Source organism: Pseudomonas sp. MWU16-30323, assembly GCF_020515595.1.
Classification (GTDB): domain Bacteria; phylum Pseudomonadota; class Gammaproteobacteria; order Pseudomonadales; family Pseudomonadaceae; genus Aquipseudomonas; species Aquipseudomonas yamanorum.
The window spans coordinates 88,196-104,690 of record NZ_JAIWYM010000001.1; the positions used below are offsets into that span (position 1 = coordinate 88,196).

At 61.7% G+C, this 16,495-nt stretch carries 15 protein-coding genes and 1 riboswitch; of the genes, 3 read left to right on the forward strand and 12 right to left on the reverse strand.

From position 1 onward, the window contains the following. Positions 1–83 precede the first annotated feature (83 nt). The 10 genes from LIY45_RS00420 to LIY45_RS00465 form a co-directional block, all read right to left on the reverse strand. Positions 84–968, reverse strand: a complete 885-nt coding sequence (locus LIY45_RS00420; protein ID WP_017479279.1) for an alpha/beta hydrolase — start codon at positions 966–968, stop codon at positions 84–86. A gap of 305 nt (positions 969–1,273) precedes the next feature. Further along, positions 1,274–1,966, reverse strand: coding sequence for a pseudouridine synthase (locus LIY45_RS00425; RefSeq protein WP_226474964.1), 693 nt, complete (start codon positions 1,964–1,966; stop codon positions 1,274–1,276). Beyond that, on the reverse strand, positions 1,966–2,178 hold the full coding sequence (locus LIY45_RS00430; protein ID WP_226474965.1) for a cysteine-rich CWC family protein: 213 nt from the start codon (positions 2,176–2,178) through the stop codon (positions 1,966–1,968). Before LIY45_RS00430 ends, LIY45_RS00425 begins: the two co-directional genes overlap by 1 nt. A gap of 73 nt (positions 2,179–2,251) precedes the next feature. After that, entirely contained in the window at positions 2,252–6,013 is a 3,762-nt protein-coding gene (locus LIY45_RS00435) for a 5-oxoprolinase/urea amidolyase family protein (RefSeq protein ID WP_226474966.1), read from the reverse strand. Positions 6,014–6,318: 305 nt separating this feature from the next. Then, positions 6,319–6,951: an urea amidolyase associated protein UAAP2 gene (locus tag LIY45_RS00440; RefSeq protein WP_226474967.1), complete on the reverse strand. Its 633-nt coding sequence runs from the start codon at positions 6,949–6,951 to the stop codon at positions 6,319–6,321. A 9-nt stretch (positions 6,952–6,960) separates the two neighbouring features. Then, positions 6,961–7,686, reverse strand: coding sequence for an urea amidolyase associated protein UAAP1 (locus LIY45_RS00445; protein ID WP_063032666.1), 726 nt, complete (start codon positions 7,684–7,686; stop codon positions 6,961–6,963). Beyond that, the gene (locus tag LIY45_RS00450) at positions 7,683–8,447 is read right to left on the reverse strand and encodes an ABC transporter ATP-binding protein (RefSeq protein WP_226474968.1); all 765 of its coding nucleotides are present in this window, start codon (positions 8,445–8,447) and stop codon (positions 7,683–7,685) included. Before LIY45_RS00450 ends, LIY45_RS00445 begins: the two co-directional genes overlap by 4 nt. Next, positions 8,444–9,259: an ABC transporter permease gene (locus LIY45_RS00455; RefSeq protein ID WP_017479272.1), complete on the reverse strand. Its 816-nt coding sequence runs from the start codon at positions 9,257–9,259 to the stop codon at positions 8,444–8,446. The genes LIY45_RS00450 and LIY45_RS00455 overlap by 4 nt, the downstream gene beginning before the upstream one ends. A 12-nt stretch (positions 9,260–9,271) precedes the next feature. Next, positions 9,272–10,339 carry a putative urea ABC transporter substrate-binding protein gene (locus tag LIY45_RS00460; RefSeq protein WP_063032660.1) on the reverse strand — a complete coding sequence of 356 codons (1,068 nt, stop codon included), beginning with the start codon at positions 10,337–10,339 and terminating at the stop codon, positions 9,272–9,274. A 61-nt stretch (positions 10,340–10,400) separates the two neighbouring features. Beyond that, positions 10,401–10,501, reverse strand: a riboswitch (guanidine-I (ykkC/yxkD leader). A gap of 198 nt (positions 10,502–10,699) precedes the next feature. After that, positions 10,700–12,322: a methyl-accepting chemotaxis protein gene (locus LIY45_RS00465; protein WP_226474969.1), complete on the reverse strand. Its 1,623-nt coding sequence runs from the start codon at positions 12,320–12,322 to the stop codon at positions 10,700–10,702. A 303-nt stretch (positions 12,323–12,625) separates the two neighbouring features. Between LIY45_RS00465 and LIY45_RS00470 the strand changes: the two genes are divergently transcribed. Together LIY45_RS00470 and LIY45_RS00475 are read left to right on the forward strand one after the other, a co-directional pair. Next, complete coding sequence (locus LIY45_RS00470) at positions 12,626–12,985, forward strand: hypothetical protein (RefSeq protein WP_226474970.1); 360 nt, start codon at positions 12,626–12,628, stop codon at positions 12,983–12,985. A gap of 160 nt (positions 12,986–13,145) precedes the next feature. Beyond that, positions 13,146–13,580, forward strand: coding sequence for a DUF3757 domain-containing protein (locus LIY45_RS00475; protein ID WP_226474971.1), 435 nt, complete (start codon positions 13,146–13,148; stop codon positions 13,578–13,580). Between the two features lie 7 nt (positions 13,581–13,587). Here the strand turns inward: LIY45_RS00475 and LIY45_RS00480 are convergent, their stop codons facing one another. Then, complete coding sequence (locus LIY45_RS00480; protein ID WP_226474972.1) at positions 13,588–14,700, reverse strand: enoyl-CoA hydratase/isomerase family protein; 1,113 nt, start codon at positions 14,698–14,700, stop codon at positions 13,588–13,590. Positions 14,701–14,832: 132 nt separating this feature from the next. On the opposite strand from LIY45_RS00480, the gene ung reads away from it, so the two are divergent. Next, a complete protein-coding gene (gene ung, locus LIY45_RS00485; protein ID WP_226474973.1) occupies positions 14,833–15,525 on the forward strand; it encodes a uracil-DNA glycosylase in 693 nt (230 codons plus the stop codon). 18 nt (positions 15,526–15,543) lie between these two features. Here ung and LIY45_RS00490 read toward each other — a convergent pair whose 3' ends face one another. Then, the gene (locus tag LIY45_RS00490) at positions 15,544–16,494 is read right to left on the reverse strand and encodes a hypothetical protein (RefSeq protein WP_226474974.1); all 951 of its coding nucleotides are present in this window, start codon (positions 16,492–16,494) and stop codon (positions 15,544–15,546) included. Position 16,495: the final 1 nt, after the last annotated feature.

Genomic DNA, 16,495 nt, shown 5'->3' on the forward strand with positions numbered 1-16,495 from the left:
AAAATTCTGTGTTTTACGTGGCAACGGTCGGTCGTGGGCAGGCGGACCCCTATGGAAATCCAGCCCACCCACAACCCCACCGCTCATACGGCAAACGCATGCTGTGGCTGTGACGCGTGGTACCGCAACCGGCTTGGCTGCTGTTCCGGCCTCAAAAAGCCCATCAACGCCTCCCGGCTATCCCGGCTCGCGGCCTTGTGCTCCATATCCAGAAAGTGCCCGGTCGCCTGAATCGTGCCGAAGCTGCTTTTCGCAATATGTTGCCCAAACAGCTTGGCATCCTGGGCACTGGTGTACTCGTCCCATTCGCCGTTCAAGAACAATACCGGTATATCAATCTGCTTCGCCGCCTTGAGGTAGCACAGCCGGTCGCTGTTGAGCACGTGGCTGATGTGAAAGTGCATCTGCCCATACTCATGCTCGGCCAGGCTGCTCACGTGTTTGTAGTTGAAGCGTTTGAACAGCGACGGCAGGTGTTTGCCGATGGTGCTGTTGACCAGGTGGCCCACGCGGTCGCGGTCGAGGTTGCCGAGGTAGTCGACGCCGCGCTCCAGGTAGTCGCGCATGGGGGCGTTGATCACCGGGGAGAACGAGCTGATCACGGCCTTTTCCACACGACGCGGGCGGTGGGCGAGGGCGACGAGGGTCGCGGCGCCGCCCCAGGAAAAGGACAGCACGTGTTCGGCGGCGAAGTGGTCGATGAGTTCCAGAAGGATCTGGCCCTCGACTTCTTTCGTCAGCATATGCTCGTGGCGATTGTGGATTTTTGAGCGACCGGCGTAGGGCTGGTCGTACAAAACCACGTTGAATGTCGGGTACAGGCTTTTCACGGTCTGGGCGAAAGACGCAGTGGTGGCCATTGAGCCGTTGACCAGGATGATGGTCTTGGCAGCTGCGTCCGCGCGATAGAACTCCGTGTAAACCCGATACTGACCCTGTATATCCAGCACAGCGATTTCTGGCCTCATGTCGTAAGACTCCTGGCAAGCGGGTAATGCGCGCAGATCACTCTGCACGAGCTTTGTGACAGGTAGGCATACGCCTGGAAGTGAGGGCCCATGTCGATCCGGTACTGGCTGGCCGACGGGTGTTGTTATGGCGGGCAATTTGCCGTGAGGTGCCCGCAGATCAAGCGTGCGGACGGGCAAAGTGTTTCTTGTAGGTAGGGGTGACTCACCAGTCAGATTGCGGCTGGCTCGGTTGATTCAAGCATCAGGGATGCCAGTTCGCCAGTCGACGCCGTGGTTTTTTGCCATCATCGGCTGAACGGTCATCAGACCTGTTGGATTTCAGCGTCCGTAAGCGCCCGGTACCGGCCTGGGGCAAGGGCTGAGTCCAATGCCAGTGGCCCCATGCGCTCGCGGTGCAGGCGAGTCACTTTGTTGTCGAAGTGCCCGAACATGCGTTTCACCTGGTGATAACGCCCTTCAATGATGCTCAGGCGCGCCGTTCTGGGGCCCAACAGCTCCAATTCGGCCGGTTGGGTGGTGAGGTCTTCAAAGGCGAAGTACAGGCCGGCGGCGAAGGTGGCGGCGTATTCCGGGCCAATGTCCTGCTCGGTCTCGACGTAGTACACCTTGGGCAGTTTGGTTTGCGGCTGGGTCAGGCGGCGCGACCATTGGCCGTCGTTGGTGATCAGCAGCAGGCCGGTGGTATTGAAGTCCAGGCGGCCGGCGATGTGCAGCTCGTGCTTGTCCGGCTCATCCAGCAGGTCGAGTACGGTGGGGTGTTGCGGATCGGCGGTGGCGCTCACGCAGCCCTGGGGTTTGTGCAGCATGAAGTAGCGCGCGGGTTTGCCGGCTTGCAGCACTTCGTCATCCAGCAGCACACGGCTGAACTCGCTGACCGGGTGATGCGGATCGCTGACGAATTGGCCATCGACGGTAATCCGGCGTTCCACCAGCAACAGGCGAACCTGTTTGCGGTTGAAACGGGGCAGGTTGCTGAGGAAACGGTCGACACGCATTACGTGGGCTCGGCGCCGCGCAGTTGCTCGTCCGCCTGGGCGCAGCGCGGGCACAGGCAGGCTTTGTTGCGCAGTTCCGGCGGCAAGGCTTCAAGCACGGCGGGGTCGATGCTGACGCTGTAGCACCAGCAGGCCTGGTCGGCAGTGCGCGGGTCGGCCAGGGCGCAGTCGTTGCGGGCGCCGCAGGCGGGGCAGAGGGTTGGCGTGGTCATCGGTCGGTTCAGGCTGTATCGGACAAGGTCCCGGTGAAACCCGGTGTGCCTTGCACGATACAGCCCCGAGGCGTTATTGCAAATCACGCTCCAGCACCACCACCCGTTGCCCGGCGCCAATGCCGCTGCCCGGTTGCACGGGAATCTCCCGCACGGTGCCGGCGAACGGCGCGAGTACCGGGATTTCCATTTTCATCGACTCCAGGATCACCAGCACATCACCCGCCGCCACGCGTTCACCCGCGCTCACCTGCACTTGCCAGAGATTGCCGGCGATGTGGCTGTCGATGCTGTATTCGTTGGCCTGCAACGGCGTGTCGTCGCCCAATGGCGCCGCGAGTTCCTCACTGTCGAAATGCGCCTGGCCGCTGGCGATCCAGCGTTCGCGTTCGGCGTTGAACGCGCGCTGCTGTTGCCCGCGAAACGCGCCAATGCTTTCGGCTTGCTGCGCGAGAAAGGCCTGGTAATCCGTCAGGTTCAACTGGCTGTGTTCGATGTTCAGTTCAAACCGCCCAAGGGGGAAATCCCGGCGAATCTGCACCAGTTCATCCGCACTCACCGGGTAAAAGCGGATCTGGTCGAAGAAGCGCAGCAACCAGGGTTTGCCATCGAACGCCGCGACTTCCCGGTAGCGGTTCCACATCTGCAAGGTGCGCCCGACGAACTGATAACCGCCGGGGCCTTCCATGCCGTACACGCACAGGTAGGCGCCGCCGATGCCCACGGAGTTTTCAGCGGTCCAGGTACGCGCCGGGTTGTACTTGGTGGTGACCAGGCGGTGGCGCGGGTCCAGTGGTGTGGCCACGGGGGCGCCGAGGTAGACGTCACCCAGGCCCATCACCAGGTAGCTCGCGTCAAATACGGTGTGGCGCACTTCGTCGAGGTTGGCCAGGTCGTTGATGCGGCGGATGAACTCCAGGTTGCTCGGGCACCACGGGGCATCCTTGCGCACGGTGGTCATGTATTTTTCGATGGCCAGTTGGCAGGCCGGATCGTCCCAGGAAAGTGGCAGGTGGACGATGCGCGACGGCACTTGCAGGTTTTGGCTGGCGCAGACGGTGTGCCATTCGCGGGCGATCAAGGCCAGGAGGTCGGCGAGGGGCAGTTGTTCGGGCTGGTAGTGGATTTGCAGGGAACGGATGCCGGGGGTCAGGTCGATGACGCCGTGCAGTGCCTGTGCTTCGAGGGCTTGCATCAGGGCGTGGCCGCGAAAGCGCAGCACCAGGTCGAGTTCCGGGGCGCCGATTTCCAGGAGCAGGTGGGTGTCACCGGCGAGGCGGGCGACCAGGCGCGTGTCGGCTTGGCCGATGTCCAGAACAACAGGCGACATGATCGTTCCCACGCTTTGCGTGGGAATGCATCCTGTGACGCTCTGCGTCATTGCGTCGACAGCGGGACGCGGAGCGTCCCAAGCGGCATTCCCACGCAGAGCGTGGGAACGATCACACACCACAGGCGACTCAATCGAATGTGGGAGCGGGCTTGCTCGCGAAAGCATCGCCTCGGCTTGCCTGTCGGACCGAGTTGCCTGCATCGCGGGCAAGCCCGGCTCCCACACCTGATCCCATTCCAAGGCGAGTGTGCGGGCGGTCTTTAGGTCGACTGGAGTGAACTGAATCTTGTCACCCGCCTTGAGCTGGCCCAACTGCCACAAGTCCGCCTCGATCACCGTCACCGGGCATACAAATCCACCCAGGCTCGGGCCGTCGGGGCCGAGGATCACCGGCATGTCCCCGGTAAAGTCCACCGCTCCGATCGCGTAGGGATTGTCGTGAATGTTGGACGGGTGCAGTCCCGCCTCACCCCCATCGGTACGCGCCCATAATGGCTTCGGCCCGATCAACCTCACGCCGGTGCGGCTGGAGTTGAAATGCACTTCCCACTGAGTGGCGAAGAACGTCTCGATGTACTCAGGCTTGAAGTATTCCGGCGCGCCGTGAGGGCCGTAGATCACCCGCAGGGTTCGCACCTCGGCAAGCGGTTCAGGCACTAACGTGTTGCCGCAACGCACATCCTCCAACGGCAGCACGTGCAACACGTCACCCGCCCGCAAAGCCCGTCCGCCATGCCCGCCAAACTGTCCTAGTGTGAAGGTACTTTTGCTGCCCAGATAATCCGGAACCTGCAGCCCGCCGCGCAGGCAAAGGTAGCTGCGCGCACCGGCCCCGGCGATGGTGCCCAGGCTCAAGGTCGCGCCCGCCGGGATCAGCAACGCGGTGTTCATCGGTACCGCTTCATCATTCAAGCGCAGCACAATGTCTGCACCGGTCACCGCCACCACTGCCGCGCAATTGAAGCGCAGCATTGGCCCGCTCATGGTGATTTCCAGTGCGGCAGTACCCTCGGCATTGCCCAGCAGGCGGTTACCCAGGCGCAATGCGCGGCTGTCCATCGGCCCCGACGGCGGCACGCCCACGGCCCAGTAACCGAGGCGCCCCGGATAGTCCTGGACACTGGTTTGGGTCCCGGCGCTCAGCACCTCGAACGTGTCGGCGTGGTACACCAAATCTTCAAGGCAGCGCGTCCACGGCTGGCCGCTGGCGAACGGCGCAGCCAGCAGAATTTGCCGCAGGTAATCACGGTTGGTTTCCACACCGTACAGCTGGCTGCTGGTCAGGGCTTGATGCAGGTCGAGCCGCGCCTGTTCGCGGGTTGGCGCCCAGGCGATGAGCTTGGCGATCATTGGGTCGAAGTAGGGCGGGATCTCGCAACCGGCCTCCACCCAGGTGTCGACGCGCAGGCCTTCAGCAATCGGGAAATCCACACAGGTCAGAAGCCCCGGGCTCGGCTGAAAATCCCGGCCCGGGTCTTCGGCGTACAGGCGTGCCTGAATCGCGTGGCCGTTAGGCTTCAGGTCCAGTTCCCGCAGCGGCGGCATTTCTCCGGCGGCCAGTTGCACCATCCAGCGCACCAGGTCCACGCCCCACACTTGCTCGGTGACGCCGTGTTCCACCTGCAACCGGGTGTTCACTTCCAGAAAATAGAAGCGGCCATCGGCGCTGTCAAAGATAAATTCCACGGTGCCGGCGCTGCGGTAATTCACGGCCTTGGCCAGGGTGATGGCGGCACGGCACAGCTCATCCGCCATGCCGTCGGGCAGGTTCGGCGCCGGGGTTTCTTCAAGCACTTTCTGGTTGCGCCGCTGCACTGAACAGTCGCGTACACCGAGGGCGATCACCTCGCCACACCCGTCACCAAACACCTGCACTTCCAGATGTCGAGCGTGCTGGATGTACTTTTCGATAAACACGCCGGCGTCGCTGAAGTTGTTCTGGCCGAGGCGTTTGACTGCCTCGAAACAGTCGCGCAATTCATCGGCGCTGTGGCACACGCGCATGCCGATCCCGCCACCACCGGCGGTGCTTTTAAGCATGATCGGATAGCCCACGGTTTCCCCGGCCAGCAGCGCGGCGTCAAGGCTGTTGAGCAGCTCGGTGCCTTCCAGCAGCGGGATGTTGTGCTGTTTGGCCAACGCGCGCGCGGTGTGCTTGAGGCCGAACACCCGCAGTTGCTCCGGCGTCGGGCCGACGAAGGCGATACTGGCTGCTTCGCAGGCTTCGGCGAACGCGGCGTTTTCCGAGAGAAAGCCATAGCCGGGATGAATCGCGGTGGCGCCACAGGCCTTGGCCGTGGCGAGGATTTTCTCCACCGACAAATAGGTGCCGGCCGCCGCGCCTTCGCCCAGGCTGTAGGCTTCGTCGGCTTGCTGGATATGCAGGCTGGCGGCATCGGCTTCGGAATACACCACCACGCCCTTGACCGACAGCTCGCGCAAGGTGCGCAGGATGCGGCAGGCGATGGCGCCACGGTTGGCGATCAACAGTTTTTCGAACATGGCAAAACCCCGCAGGCCGATGAGTGCTCGGCCTTGTCCTGGGATGCGGGCCGTCCCGCAAATGTGGATGGCGCTACGGTCGTCCGGAGCGCAAATTTCAACATCAATGGAGATCAACTGTGGGAGCCGGGCTTGCCCGCGATGGCGGTGGGGCAGTCACCCCATAGGTTGGCTGATCCACCGCTATCGCAGGCAAGCCAGCTCCCACAGGTCATCTTCCACAGTTGATCTTCAGTGTTTTCGCAGACACTGCCCGGCTCGGGCCTGGCACAGGGCGAACAACCACTGACGCAATCGCTTGATTTTCAGTTCCATACCAGTAACTCCGCCGGGGTGGGGTTGTAGCCGTTGCACGGGTTGTTCAGTTGCGGGCAGTTGGAGATCAGCACGATCACGTCCATCTCGGCCCGCAGGTCGACGTATTTGCCGGGGGCGGAAATCCCGTCCTCGAACGTCAGCCCGCCATCAGCGGTCACCGGCACATTCATGAAGAAATTGATGTTCGGCCCGATGTCGCTTTTGCCCAGCCGGCCATCGTGGGCGCAGGCCCGCAGGTAGTTGTCGCGGCAGCTGTGCATGTAGCGTTTTTCCAGGGCGTAGCGCACGGTGTTGCTCTCCTGGGCGCAGGCGCCGCCGAGGGTGTCATGGCGCCCGCAGGTGTCGTCGACGATGGTCAGCATCGGCTGGCCGAGGTTGGAATACAGCACGCTGCCGGTGCTCAGGTACACGCTGTTTTGCCGGCGCAAGGTGCGCTGCACGTCGTAGCGTTCCTTGGGGTTTTTCAGGCTGTAGAACAGCGTGTCGACGGCCTGGTTGCCCTCAAGGTCGAGGATGCGCAGGGTCTGGCCGGCCTTGACTTCCATCAGCCAGGGTTCGCCGGCGGGGATGGTCGCGCGGTACACGGCCGCGTCCGGTTGTTTGGCGAGTGCGATAGACATGGCAGGTCCTCAGGCGAACAGACGGTCAGTGTTGATAAAGCCGCGCTCATTTTCCGGGCGCGAAGTGCGGCAGTGTTCGGCGACGCTTGGGTCGGCGTTCATCCAGCTGAGTTTCAGCGGCTGCGGCGCGTATTCGGGGTTGGGGTCCATGGGATGTTGCAGCGCGGTGAGCACCACCAGCGTGTCCATCGGTGCGTAGAGTTCGATGTAGTCGCCGGCCTTGGAATTACCTTCGGCAAAGTGCAGCGTGCCGGTGTCATCCACGGTGATTTTGCTGAACAGGTTGAGGGTCATCAGCAGGTCGGACAGCCCCAGGCCCCACTTGCCCAATTCCACCAGCAGGTTGTCGGTGCCGTTGCGGTAGAAGCCGTTGCGCAGCTCTTGATAGCGGCCCTTGCCGTATTTTTCCGCGACTTCGGCGGCGCATAACACGCCGCCGATGCTGTCGCTCCAGCCGCAGGTGTCGGCGGTGATGGCGGCCAGCACGCGGCCCATGTCCGAGTACAGGCAATGGCCGCGGGTGAGCTTGGCGGTGTGTTGGCATTTGAGGCTGTCGGGCAGGTTCAAACGCTCGGTTTTTTCGTTGGCATTGAGCAGGGTCAGGCTGACGTTGGCGCCGCCGCGAATGTCGGTGAGGCGCAGCAGTTGGCCGCGCTTGAGCACAAAGGAACGGTGGCCGCCGCCGGGGAGCATTTCCTCGGCGAAAGGTGGGAACAATTGAGTTGAGTCGGTCATTTGGAAGTGGCTCCAAGTTCAGCGGCGATCGCCTTGCGGCGCTCGCTGTTCAAAGGGATGTCGTAGGTGATACGGGCGCCGTAGGCGCCGGGGGCGTGGGGGTCGAGGCGCACCTTGTCGAACACCAGCAAGCGGGTGCCGAGGCTGAAGCCTTCGCTCAGGTCGTGGGTGACCATGAACACCGTCAGCCTGGTTTCGCGCCACAGCTCCAGCAACAGCAGGTGCATGTCTTTGCGAATGCCCGGGTCGAGGGCGCCAAAGGGTTCGTCCAGCAGCAGCACGCGGGGCTTCATGATCAGCGCCTGGGCGATGGCCAGCCGCTGCTGCATACCGCCGGAAAGCTGTGCCGGGTACTTGTCCAGGGCATGGCCCAAACCGACTTTATGCAGCAGAGCGGCCGCTTGTTCCCGTGCCTGTTTTTTCGCGCTGCCGAACAGGCGCCCGAGCAACGGCGAGCGCGGCAGTTCAAGGCCCAGCGCAACGTTGTTCAGCACCGTCAGGTGCGGGAATACCGAGTAGCGCTGGAACACCACGCCGCGGCTGGCATCGGGTTCGGCGGCCAGGGGTTTACCGTCCAGCAGGATCTCGCCATGGCTGGCAATTTCCTGTCCCAGCAACAGGCGCAGAAAGGTCGATTTGCCGCAGCCGGAAGTCCCGACCAAGGTGCAGAATTCGCCTTCGGCCACCTGCAGGTTCAGGCGCTCCAACACCACCTGCTCGCCATAGCGCTGCCACACGTTGTTGACGCTGATAAAGCTCATGCCCGCGCTCCTTCGTACCAGGGGAACGCACGTCGCGTCAGGGCTTTCAGGCCCCAGTCCATCAGCCAGGCGAGCAGGGTGATCCACACCACGTAGGGCAGGATCACGTCCATCGCCAGGTAGCGGCGTACCAGGAAGATCCGGTAACCCAACCCGTCGGTGGAGGCGATGGCTTCGGCCGCAATCAGGAACAGCCACGCCGAGCCCAGCATCAAGCGCAGGGAAATCAGCAAGCGTGGCAGCAATTGCGGCAGCACCACCCGCAGCATCAGGGTCCATGTGGAGGCGCCGAGGGTCTGCGCCTTCACCAGTAACTCGACGGGAATTTCCCGCGCCCGCTGTTCCAGGTCCCGCGCCAGGGCCGGGGTGATGCCGATCACGATCAGCATCACTTTCGACAATTCCCCCAGCCCGAACACGATGAACAGGATCGGCAGGATCGCCAGCGGCGGCACCATCGACAGCACCGTCAGTAACGGCGACAACGGTGCGCCAAACAGCGGCAAGGTCCCGGCAGCGATGCCCAGGCACAGGCCGGCGAGGGCGCTGATGCCGAGACCGATCGCCAGGCGCCGCAGGCTTGAGGCGCTGTCTTGCCACAGCACGTATTCGCCGGTGCGGGCGTCGGCGCTGAAGGCCAGGCGTTTCACCGCGTCGCCCATTTGTGCGGCGCTGGGCAGCAGCTTGTCGTTGGGGTTGTCTGCCAGGCGCTCGGCCGAGCCCACGAAGTAGGCGAACAGCAGCAAGGCGAAGGGCAGCAGCACCAACAGCAGGCGACTGGAGCGTTCCGGGTGACGGTTGATCAGGCGCATGGCCGGGTCCTCTTACAGCGTGCCGTCGGCCGCCATCTGCACGTAGCTGGGGTCGAAATGCAGCTTGAGGTTGGCGGTATCGCCGCGGGTCACGCCGTTGGCGAAGCTCATGCCCACGGCGTTGGTGTCTTTGGCACCTTCACCGAGCAGGCCGTGTTTAAACGAGAACTCGGCGACCTTGCCCATGGTGGCGGGCAACTGCGCGCTGGTGGCGAAGGCCAGGGCTTCCTTGGGCGTGGCGAACAGCTTGGTGGTGTCCAGTTGCGACTGGAAGCCCTTGAGGTCGGTGCCGGAAGCCTTGGCCATGTGTTCCAGGGCGTCGGTGCTGGCGGCGTTTTTCGCGTTCATCAAGGCGACCACTTCAAACCAGGCACCGGTCAGTGCCTTGCCCAGCTTGGGGTTGTCTTTGAGGGTCTGGGTGTTGACCACCATCATGTCCATGATTTCGCCGGGCACTTTGCTGGAGTCGAACACTTCGGTGACGCCGGGCTTGGCCTTGATCTCCGAGAGCATCGGGTTCCAGGTGGTGACGGCCTTGACCTGGTCGGTGTTGAAGGCGGCGGCGATGTCGGCGTCGGAGGTGTTGACCACTTTCAGGTCTTTTTCGGTGAGGCCGGCTGACTCCAGGGCGCGGGCCAGCAGGTAGTGGGACACCGAGAGTTCCACCAGGTTGACGTTCATGCCCTTGAGGTCGGCGACGGTCTTACCGATGCCCTTGATGACCACGCCATCGTTGCCGTTGGAGAAGTCGCTGACCACCAGCGCGGTGCTGTCCACGCCACCGGCGGCGGGGATGGTCAGGGCGTCCATGTTGGTCATGGTGCAGCCGTCGAACTGGCCGGCGGTGTACTGGTTGATGGATTCGACGTAGTCGTTGAGCTGCACCATGTCGATCTTGATGCCGTACTTCTTGGCCCACTTGTCGAGGATGCCTTGGCTGCCGGCGTACTCCCACGGCATCCAGCCGGCATAAATCGTCCAGCACACGCTGAAATGGTCTTTGGGGGCGGCCTGGGCGGAAAAGCTCACGACGGCGGCAAAGGCGGCGGCGAGCAGGGCGGGTAAACGTATCGAGGGCATGGATGCTTCTCCAGTTGATCAAGGGCGAGCAGGAGCAACGCGGCACCGTAAACGGTGGCTTGTCTCCCGGGCTTTTATCCCGCCGTGTAACCTCAACTGGAGGTCGCCAACTCTCGGACCAGCCACTCGCCTTAGCGAGCCGGAACCCTAGTCAGCCATTGCAAATTGTGGTGCCGCGAACCTGTGATGACTCTTGCACGGGAGAGGTAAAGCGAGAGTCGTGCCAAGTGAGGAATGGCGCGGATTTACAGGCCTGCCGACAGGCATGGAGGCGTGGCGCCGGGGGTTCATGCATTGCGCTGGTGCGTGGTTGCACTGCAATGAAGCGAACCCCCGGGCCCGATGGATAATGCGGTTTTTCTACAGCTGGAACTTGGCCACCAGGGTATTGAACGATGTGGCCAATCGCGACAGCTCCTGACTCGAGGCGTTGGTCTGGTGGGCGCCGGCAGCGGTCTGCGTCGACAGGTCCTGGATATTGAGCAGGTTGCGATCCACTTCCCGCGCAACCTGGGCTTGCTCTTCGGATGCCGAGGCAATCACCAGGTTGCGTTCGTTGATCTTCGCCACGCTGTGGGTGATGCGCTGCAAGGCTCCGCCCGCATTCTGCGCCATCGTCTGGGTGTTGTTGGCCAAGGTAAGGCTCTTGTTCATGGCCGCAACGGCGCCATCGGCCCCTAGCTGCACGGTACCGATCATGTTTTCGATGTCGACGGTGGAAGATTGCGTGCGATGGGCCAACGCCCGGACTTCATCCGCCACGACGGCAAAGCCTCGGCCTTGCTCGCCGGCACGCGCCGCTTCAATAGCCGCATTGAGGGCCAGCAGATTGGTTTGATCGGCAATGCCACGAATCACATCCACCACCTTGGCAATTTCCCGAACCTGCACGGCCAGATCAACCACGGCCTGGGTGGAATCATTGATCTCACTGACCATCGAACTCATCCCGGACACGGCCTGGTCCACTTGCAGGCGGCCATCATCCGCTTCAGCATTCGCCTGGCGAGAGGCCTCGGACGTCGACACCGCATTACGCGCTACCTCGTCCACCGCTGCGGTCATCTGGTTTACGGCGGTGGCGGCTTGCTGGATTTCGTCATTCTGGCGGGTCAGGCCGCGAGTACTTTCGTCGGTCACCGCGCTCAGTTCTTCCGCTGCGGAGGCCAGTTGGTCAGAGGCGTTGGAAATTTCCAGCAAGGTGCTTTTCAAGCCCCCCTGCATGTCGGATAACGCCATCAGCAACTGCCCGGCTTCATCCTTGCGATCAGTGATGATGGCCTGCGTCAGGTTGCCTTGTGCTACACGTTGTGCGCTTTGCACCGCCTGTGCGAGGGGGTGGGTGATGAGGCGGGTAATCAATAGGCCAATGGTGATCGCGACAATAAATGCCAGGACGATACCGCCGATCATCCATTGCAAGGCACTGCTACGTAAAGCGTCGGCCTCTGCCGAACCTTCCTTGATTTGGCGATTGTTGGAATCGACGATGATTTTGAGCAGCTCGCGGGATTGCCTGAAGAGTTCGTTGTTGCTGCTGTTGAGCAGCGTGCGCGCTTGATCGGCGTGGCCGGCGTCAATCAGTGAAATAATTTGTTCGGAGCTGGTGACGTACTTCGCCCAAACCTGGTCCAGGGTATCTCCCGCCGCGCGCTCATCATCCTCCAGGGGCGTTGCGCGGTAAGTCGCGTAAGCCGTTTGGCTGCGTTTCAACTCATTGGCGATGTCTTGGCGAACACGATCACGGTCTTGTGAGGAAATATCACCACGGCTGGCATCCAGCAATCGATACAGCCCCCGGTTGTGGGCAACAAGGCCGTTGAGGGTAGCGTTGGTATTACTGACGGATACCAGGTTGTTGGAGAAAGCTGAATCAAGGGCGGTTGCCAGCCGGCTGACACCGTTGATACCCAATGTCCCGACTGCCAGCGTGATGAAGGCGCACAGTACGAACGAAAGCAGCAGTTTGGTTGAGAGTTTCATGGCTGAGATCCGGATTGATGACGATAGGATGACCGCACTAGAGCGTCCGTGCTGTTGCGTGGCATCATAATGACATCATTCGAATTGTTGAAGTTTCAATGCCGATTAAAAATCCATCCTGGGAGCTGGTTTTCATGGCAGGGCTGTCATTGAGGCAAAGTAAGGGGGTGTTGACATGTATCAAGCTGTTACCAAATCGCACCAGATTCGCTTTTTGATGTCAGATATTTCGTCAGGCAGTGAAAGCTGTTTGCCGCCCCCCAGCGTCGCTGGGTGTGCTCTTCCGCGGTCCAGGAGGCCGCCATGTATCGTCGACTGCTTCTCATCGCTTTGCTCGGTTTGACCCTGTCTGCGTGTGCGCCCTATTACGGTGGTGGCGGGGCCTACTACGGTTCCGAGGTCTACACGGCGCCCGCGCCGGCGTACTACTACGGCGGCGGTCCTTATTATCATTACCGCCAGGGTTACTACCCACCACCGCAGCGTTACTACCCGTCGCCGCGTTATTACCAGCCGGCGCCTCGCTATTACCCTGCAGGGCCGCGAGCCGGTTACCGGCCTTACCCCAACCAGGGTTGGGGCAACGGTCATTGGGGCAATGGCGGCGGGCGTGGTCAGGACGGCCGAGGCGGCCAGGGGGGAGGTCGTGGCGGGCATCGCTGATCGTACTAATTGAAAAAACGGCGCTTAGGCGCCGTTTTTGCTGACCGCTGGTCGGTACTGTCATATTTGACAGCTATTCTATGGGGCTACGACAGTAGTTAATTGGGAGCGGACGCTATTTGGCGTGTCGTTTCCTGCATCGCCTGACGGAGCCCATACCATGCGAGTCAGCCCAGTTTACTTATTCTTTTTTGTTCTCTCAGGCTTCAGCGCATTGGCGGCGGCGCAAGGCTGCCCTTACCCGAGTACCGTGCGCTACGTTGATGACCACTTTCAGGGAGCTGATAAAGAGTCCCTCTGGATAAGCCAGGCAATGAGCGGCCAGGACCTCGTGGAAACCTTTGTGGGGGCGATTTTTATCCCGCAGGTGTCGGGTGAGCGCAAGCGTGGCTACCTGGAAAAGTGTATCTATAAAACCGTCCGCGGTAACACGGTTGCCTTGAGATTTGGCCCGGCCCGGGGCGGGGGCACGATGTCGCTGGCAGAGACCACGCACTGGCAACCGGGGACTGATGTTTTCGGGCAACCCACATTCCAGTGCGAAGACCGTCAACCCGATAATTGTGCCTTCACGTTCGAGGCGGCAAAGCGCTGACGGGCGCTCAATAGTCCGACAAGTCCGCCAGCGGATGCCGCCCTTCCCACACCTTGTGGAAGTGCGCCTGCACCACGGCCTCGGGGATCAAATGGATATCCGGCCAATGCCAGTGGGGCCGTTGGTCCTTGTCGATCAACCGCGCCCGCACCCCTTCGCTGAATTCCGGGTGACGGCAGCAGTTCAGGCTCAAGGTGTATTCCATCTGGAACACTTGGGCCAGGGACAGGTGCCGCGCCCGCTGGATCTGCTCCCATACCAGGTGCGCGGTCAGTGGGCAGCCTTCGCTGAGGGTCTTGCCGGCGCGGCTGAACAGCGGGTCGGTGTGGTCGCGCAACAGGCTCAAGGCGCGCCACGCACAGCGCACATCGCCTACATCCAACCACTCGTCGATCTGCGAACGGCGCGGCAGCCATTGGGCTTCGGGCAACTGACCGGTGGCTTCCTGGGCCAGGGCCTTGAGCAGGCTGTTGAGTTGCATGTCGGTCTGTTCCTGCCAGTTCAGTTGCAGCAGGCCTTCGAGCAGCTCGTCTTGTTGTTCATCCAGCAGGAAGCGGTCGGCCAGGCCCAGGTCCAGGGCGTCGCGGCCATTCATGTGGGCGCCGGTCAGGCCCAGGAACAACCCCAACTTGCCGGGCAGGCGAGACAGGAACCAACTGGCGCCTACGTCCGGGTACAGGCCGATGCTGATTTCCGGCATGGCCAGGCGGCTGCTCGGGGTGACGATGCGCACGGCGGCGCTTTGCAGCAAACCCATGCCGCCGCCCAGCACATAGCCGTGGCCCCAGCAGATCAACGGTTTTGGATAGGTGTGCAGGCGGTAGTCGAGACGGTATTCAGCGGCGAAAAATTGCGCGGCCAGGGCCGGGACTTCGCCGGGATGCTCACGGCAGGCCTGGGCCAGGCTGCGCACCTCACCACCGGCGCAAAAGGCCTTGGGGCCATTGCCGCGCAGCAGTACACAGACGATTTGCGGGTCTTTGGCCCAGGCGTCCAGGCGTTCGCTCAGGGCCAGGATCATCGGCAAGGACAGGGCGTTGAGGGATTTTTCCGCGTCCAGGCTGGCGATGCCAATGCGGGCGCCGCCGGTGCCAATCAGCTCTTCGAAGTGCAGGTTCATCATGACCTCAATCGAGAAAGTGAAGGTTCAGTATGATCGCTTCACGGGAAAGTGCCGGTTCTGCGTCAGATCAATTGACAAGCAGGGTGGGCTTTCCTAGGGTTCGCACCATTGTTTTTTCTGGATACAACCATGACCACCGACGACCGTATCAAACTCGAACCCAGCTGGAAACACGCCCTGCGTGACGAGTTCGACCAGCCGTACATGGCCCAGTTGCGGGAATTCCTGCGCCAGGAGCACGCGGCCGGCAAGGAGATTTACCCGCCCGGCCCGATGATCTTCAACGCACTCAACTCAACGCCCCTGGACAAGGTCAAGGTGGTGATCCTCGGCCAGGACCCGTATCACGGCCCGGGCCAGGCCCACGGTCTGTGCTTCTCGGTGCAGCCGGGCGTGCCGGCCCCGCCGTCGCTGGTCAATATCTACAAAGAACTCAAGCGCGACCTGAACATCGACATTCCCAACCACGGCTACCTGCAAAGCTGGGCCGACCAGGGCGTGCTGATGATCAACACCACCATGACCGTGGAGCGCGCGAATGCCAACGCCCATGCGGGCAAGGGCTGGCAGTTCTTTACCGATCGGATTATTGAAGTGGTGAGCGAGCATCAGCCGCACCTGGTGTTCTTGCTGTGGGGCGCCCATGCGCAGGGCAAGCAGAAGCTGATCGACGCCACCAAGCACCTGGTGCTGACGTCGGTGCATCCGTCGCCGTTGTCGGCCTATAGAGGGTTTATTGGCTGCGGGCATTTCAGCCGCACCAACAAATTTCTTGAGCAGAATGGCGAGACGCCGATCAATTGGGTGTTGCCGTCGGTCTGAGTCTTGTGTCGCGGTGGCTCAAATTCGGACCCTGGCCACGGTGTTGTCGCCGCTGTTGGCAACATAGGCCGTGCGGCCGTCTCGTGTCGCCGCAATGCCCCTGGGCCTGTTGAACCCCTCGAATGTACCGGAGATGCTTTGGCTGCCGGTGTTGATGATGCTGACCCGGTCACCTTCGGTTTCGGTGACGTAGGCGAATTCTCGCATGCTGTTAAACGCGATATCCCAGGGGTGTTGCAGGCGGGAGAGAATTTCGCTCTGGCGATAGGTGGTTGTGTCTCCTATATAAATCAAGCCCGCGTTTGGATAGAGGATGTAAATGCGAGCTGCGTGGATTGCGTGGGCGATAGTTGATGGGGTGGCTACCAATCCCGTATTGATGCTGGTGACCAATTGATGGGTTCCGAGATGGACGACGAACCAGTCTGCCCGCTCGTTGGCCAGGTGGGCTCGGGCATTGCCGGGCGCGACGGCGACAATGTCGGGGCCAACGGTAAATCTCAGTTTGGCGCGTTGTTGAGGGGAGGCGGTGGTGATCACATCCAGCTCGCCAGTTTTGTCGGGGACATACAGCCGCGATCCGCTCGAATTCAACGCAATGCCATTGATGAGGAAAAAACCCGTGATCGTCTCGATCACGTCAAACGTAACGGTGCTGATCACCTCGACCACGGGGTTGCCCGGGCGGTTTCCGTAGCTGATATAGATCTGTGGTTGCGTGGGGTGCAGGGCCATCCACAGCGGGGTGCCGTGACCTTCAAGGGTGTGGATGACGGCATCGCTGGCAGTATCAATGACCATGACAGATTCACGCGTACTCGAGATGTAGAGGCGTGCCCCATCCGCGCTGACCACTATACGGCTGGGTGTGTCTGCAACGTTGATGAGGCTGATAATGCCTTTGGGTTCCTCATCGCCGTCCAGTGTTCCAGTCGCTTGAAAGGGGGGCTGGGGAGATTTTCCGGTCATA

Coding starts and splice junctions, on each gene's coding strand:
- LIY45_RS00420 (WP_017479279.1), bottom strand. CDS start 968: ATGAGGCCAGAAATCGCTGTGCTGGATATACAGGGTCAGTATCGGGTT.
- LIY45_RS00425 (WP_226474964.1), bottom strand. CDS start 1,966: ATGCGTGTCGACCGTTTCCTCAGCAACCTGCCCCGTTTCAACCGCAAA.
- LIY45_RS00430 (WP_226474965.1), bottom strand. CDS start 2,178: ATGACCACGCCAACCCTCTGCCCCGCCTGCGGCGCCCGCAACGACTGC.
- LIY45_RS00435 (WP_226474966.1), bottom strand. CDS start 6,013: ATGTTCGAAAAACTGTTGATCGCCAACCGTGGCGCCATCGCCTGCCGC.
- LIY45_RS00440 (WP_226474967.1), bottom strand. CDS start 6,951: ATGTCTATCGCACTCGCCAAACAACCGGACGCGGCCGTGTACCGCGCG.
- LIY45_RS00445 (WP_063032666.1), bottom strand. CDS start 7,686: ATGACCGACTCAACTCAATTGTTCCCACCTTTCGCCGAGGAAATGCTC.
- LIY45_RS00450 (WP_226474968.1), bottom strand. CDS start 8,447: ATGAGCTTTATCAGCGTCAACAACGTGTGGCAGCGCTATGGCGAGCAG.
- LIY45_RS00455 (WP_017479272.1), bottom strand. CDS start 9,259: ATGCGCCTGATCAACCGTCACCCGGAACGCTCCAGTCGCCTGCTGTTG.
- LIY45_RS00460 (WP_063032660.1), bottom strand. CDS start 10,339: ATGCCCTCGATACGTTTACCCGCCCTGCTCGCCGCCGCCTTTGCCGCC.
- LIY45_RS00465 (WP_226474969.1), bottom strand. CDS start 12,322: ATGAAACTCTCAACCAAACTGCTGCTTTCGTTCGTACTGTGCGCCTTC.
- LIY45_RS00470 (WP_226474970.1), top strand. CDS start 12,626: ATGTATCGTCGACTGCTTCTCATCGCTTTGCTCGGTTTGACCCTGTCT.
- LIY45_RS00475 (WP_226474971.1), top strand. CDS start 13,146: ATGCGAGTCAGCCCAGTTTACTTATTCTTTTTTGTTCTCTCAGGCTTC.
- LIY45_RS00480 (WP_226474972.1), bottom strand. CDS start 14,700: ATGAACCTGCACTTCGAAGAGCTGATTGGCACCGGCGGCGCCCGCATT.
- ung (WP_226474973.1), top strand. CDS start 14,833: ATGACCACCGACGACCGTATCAAACTCGAACCCAGCTGGAAACACGCC.
- LIY45_RS00490 (WP_226474974.1), bottom strand. CDS start 16,494: ATGACCGGAAAATCTCCCCAGCCCCCCTTTCAAGCGACTGGAACACTG.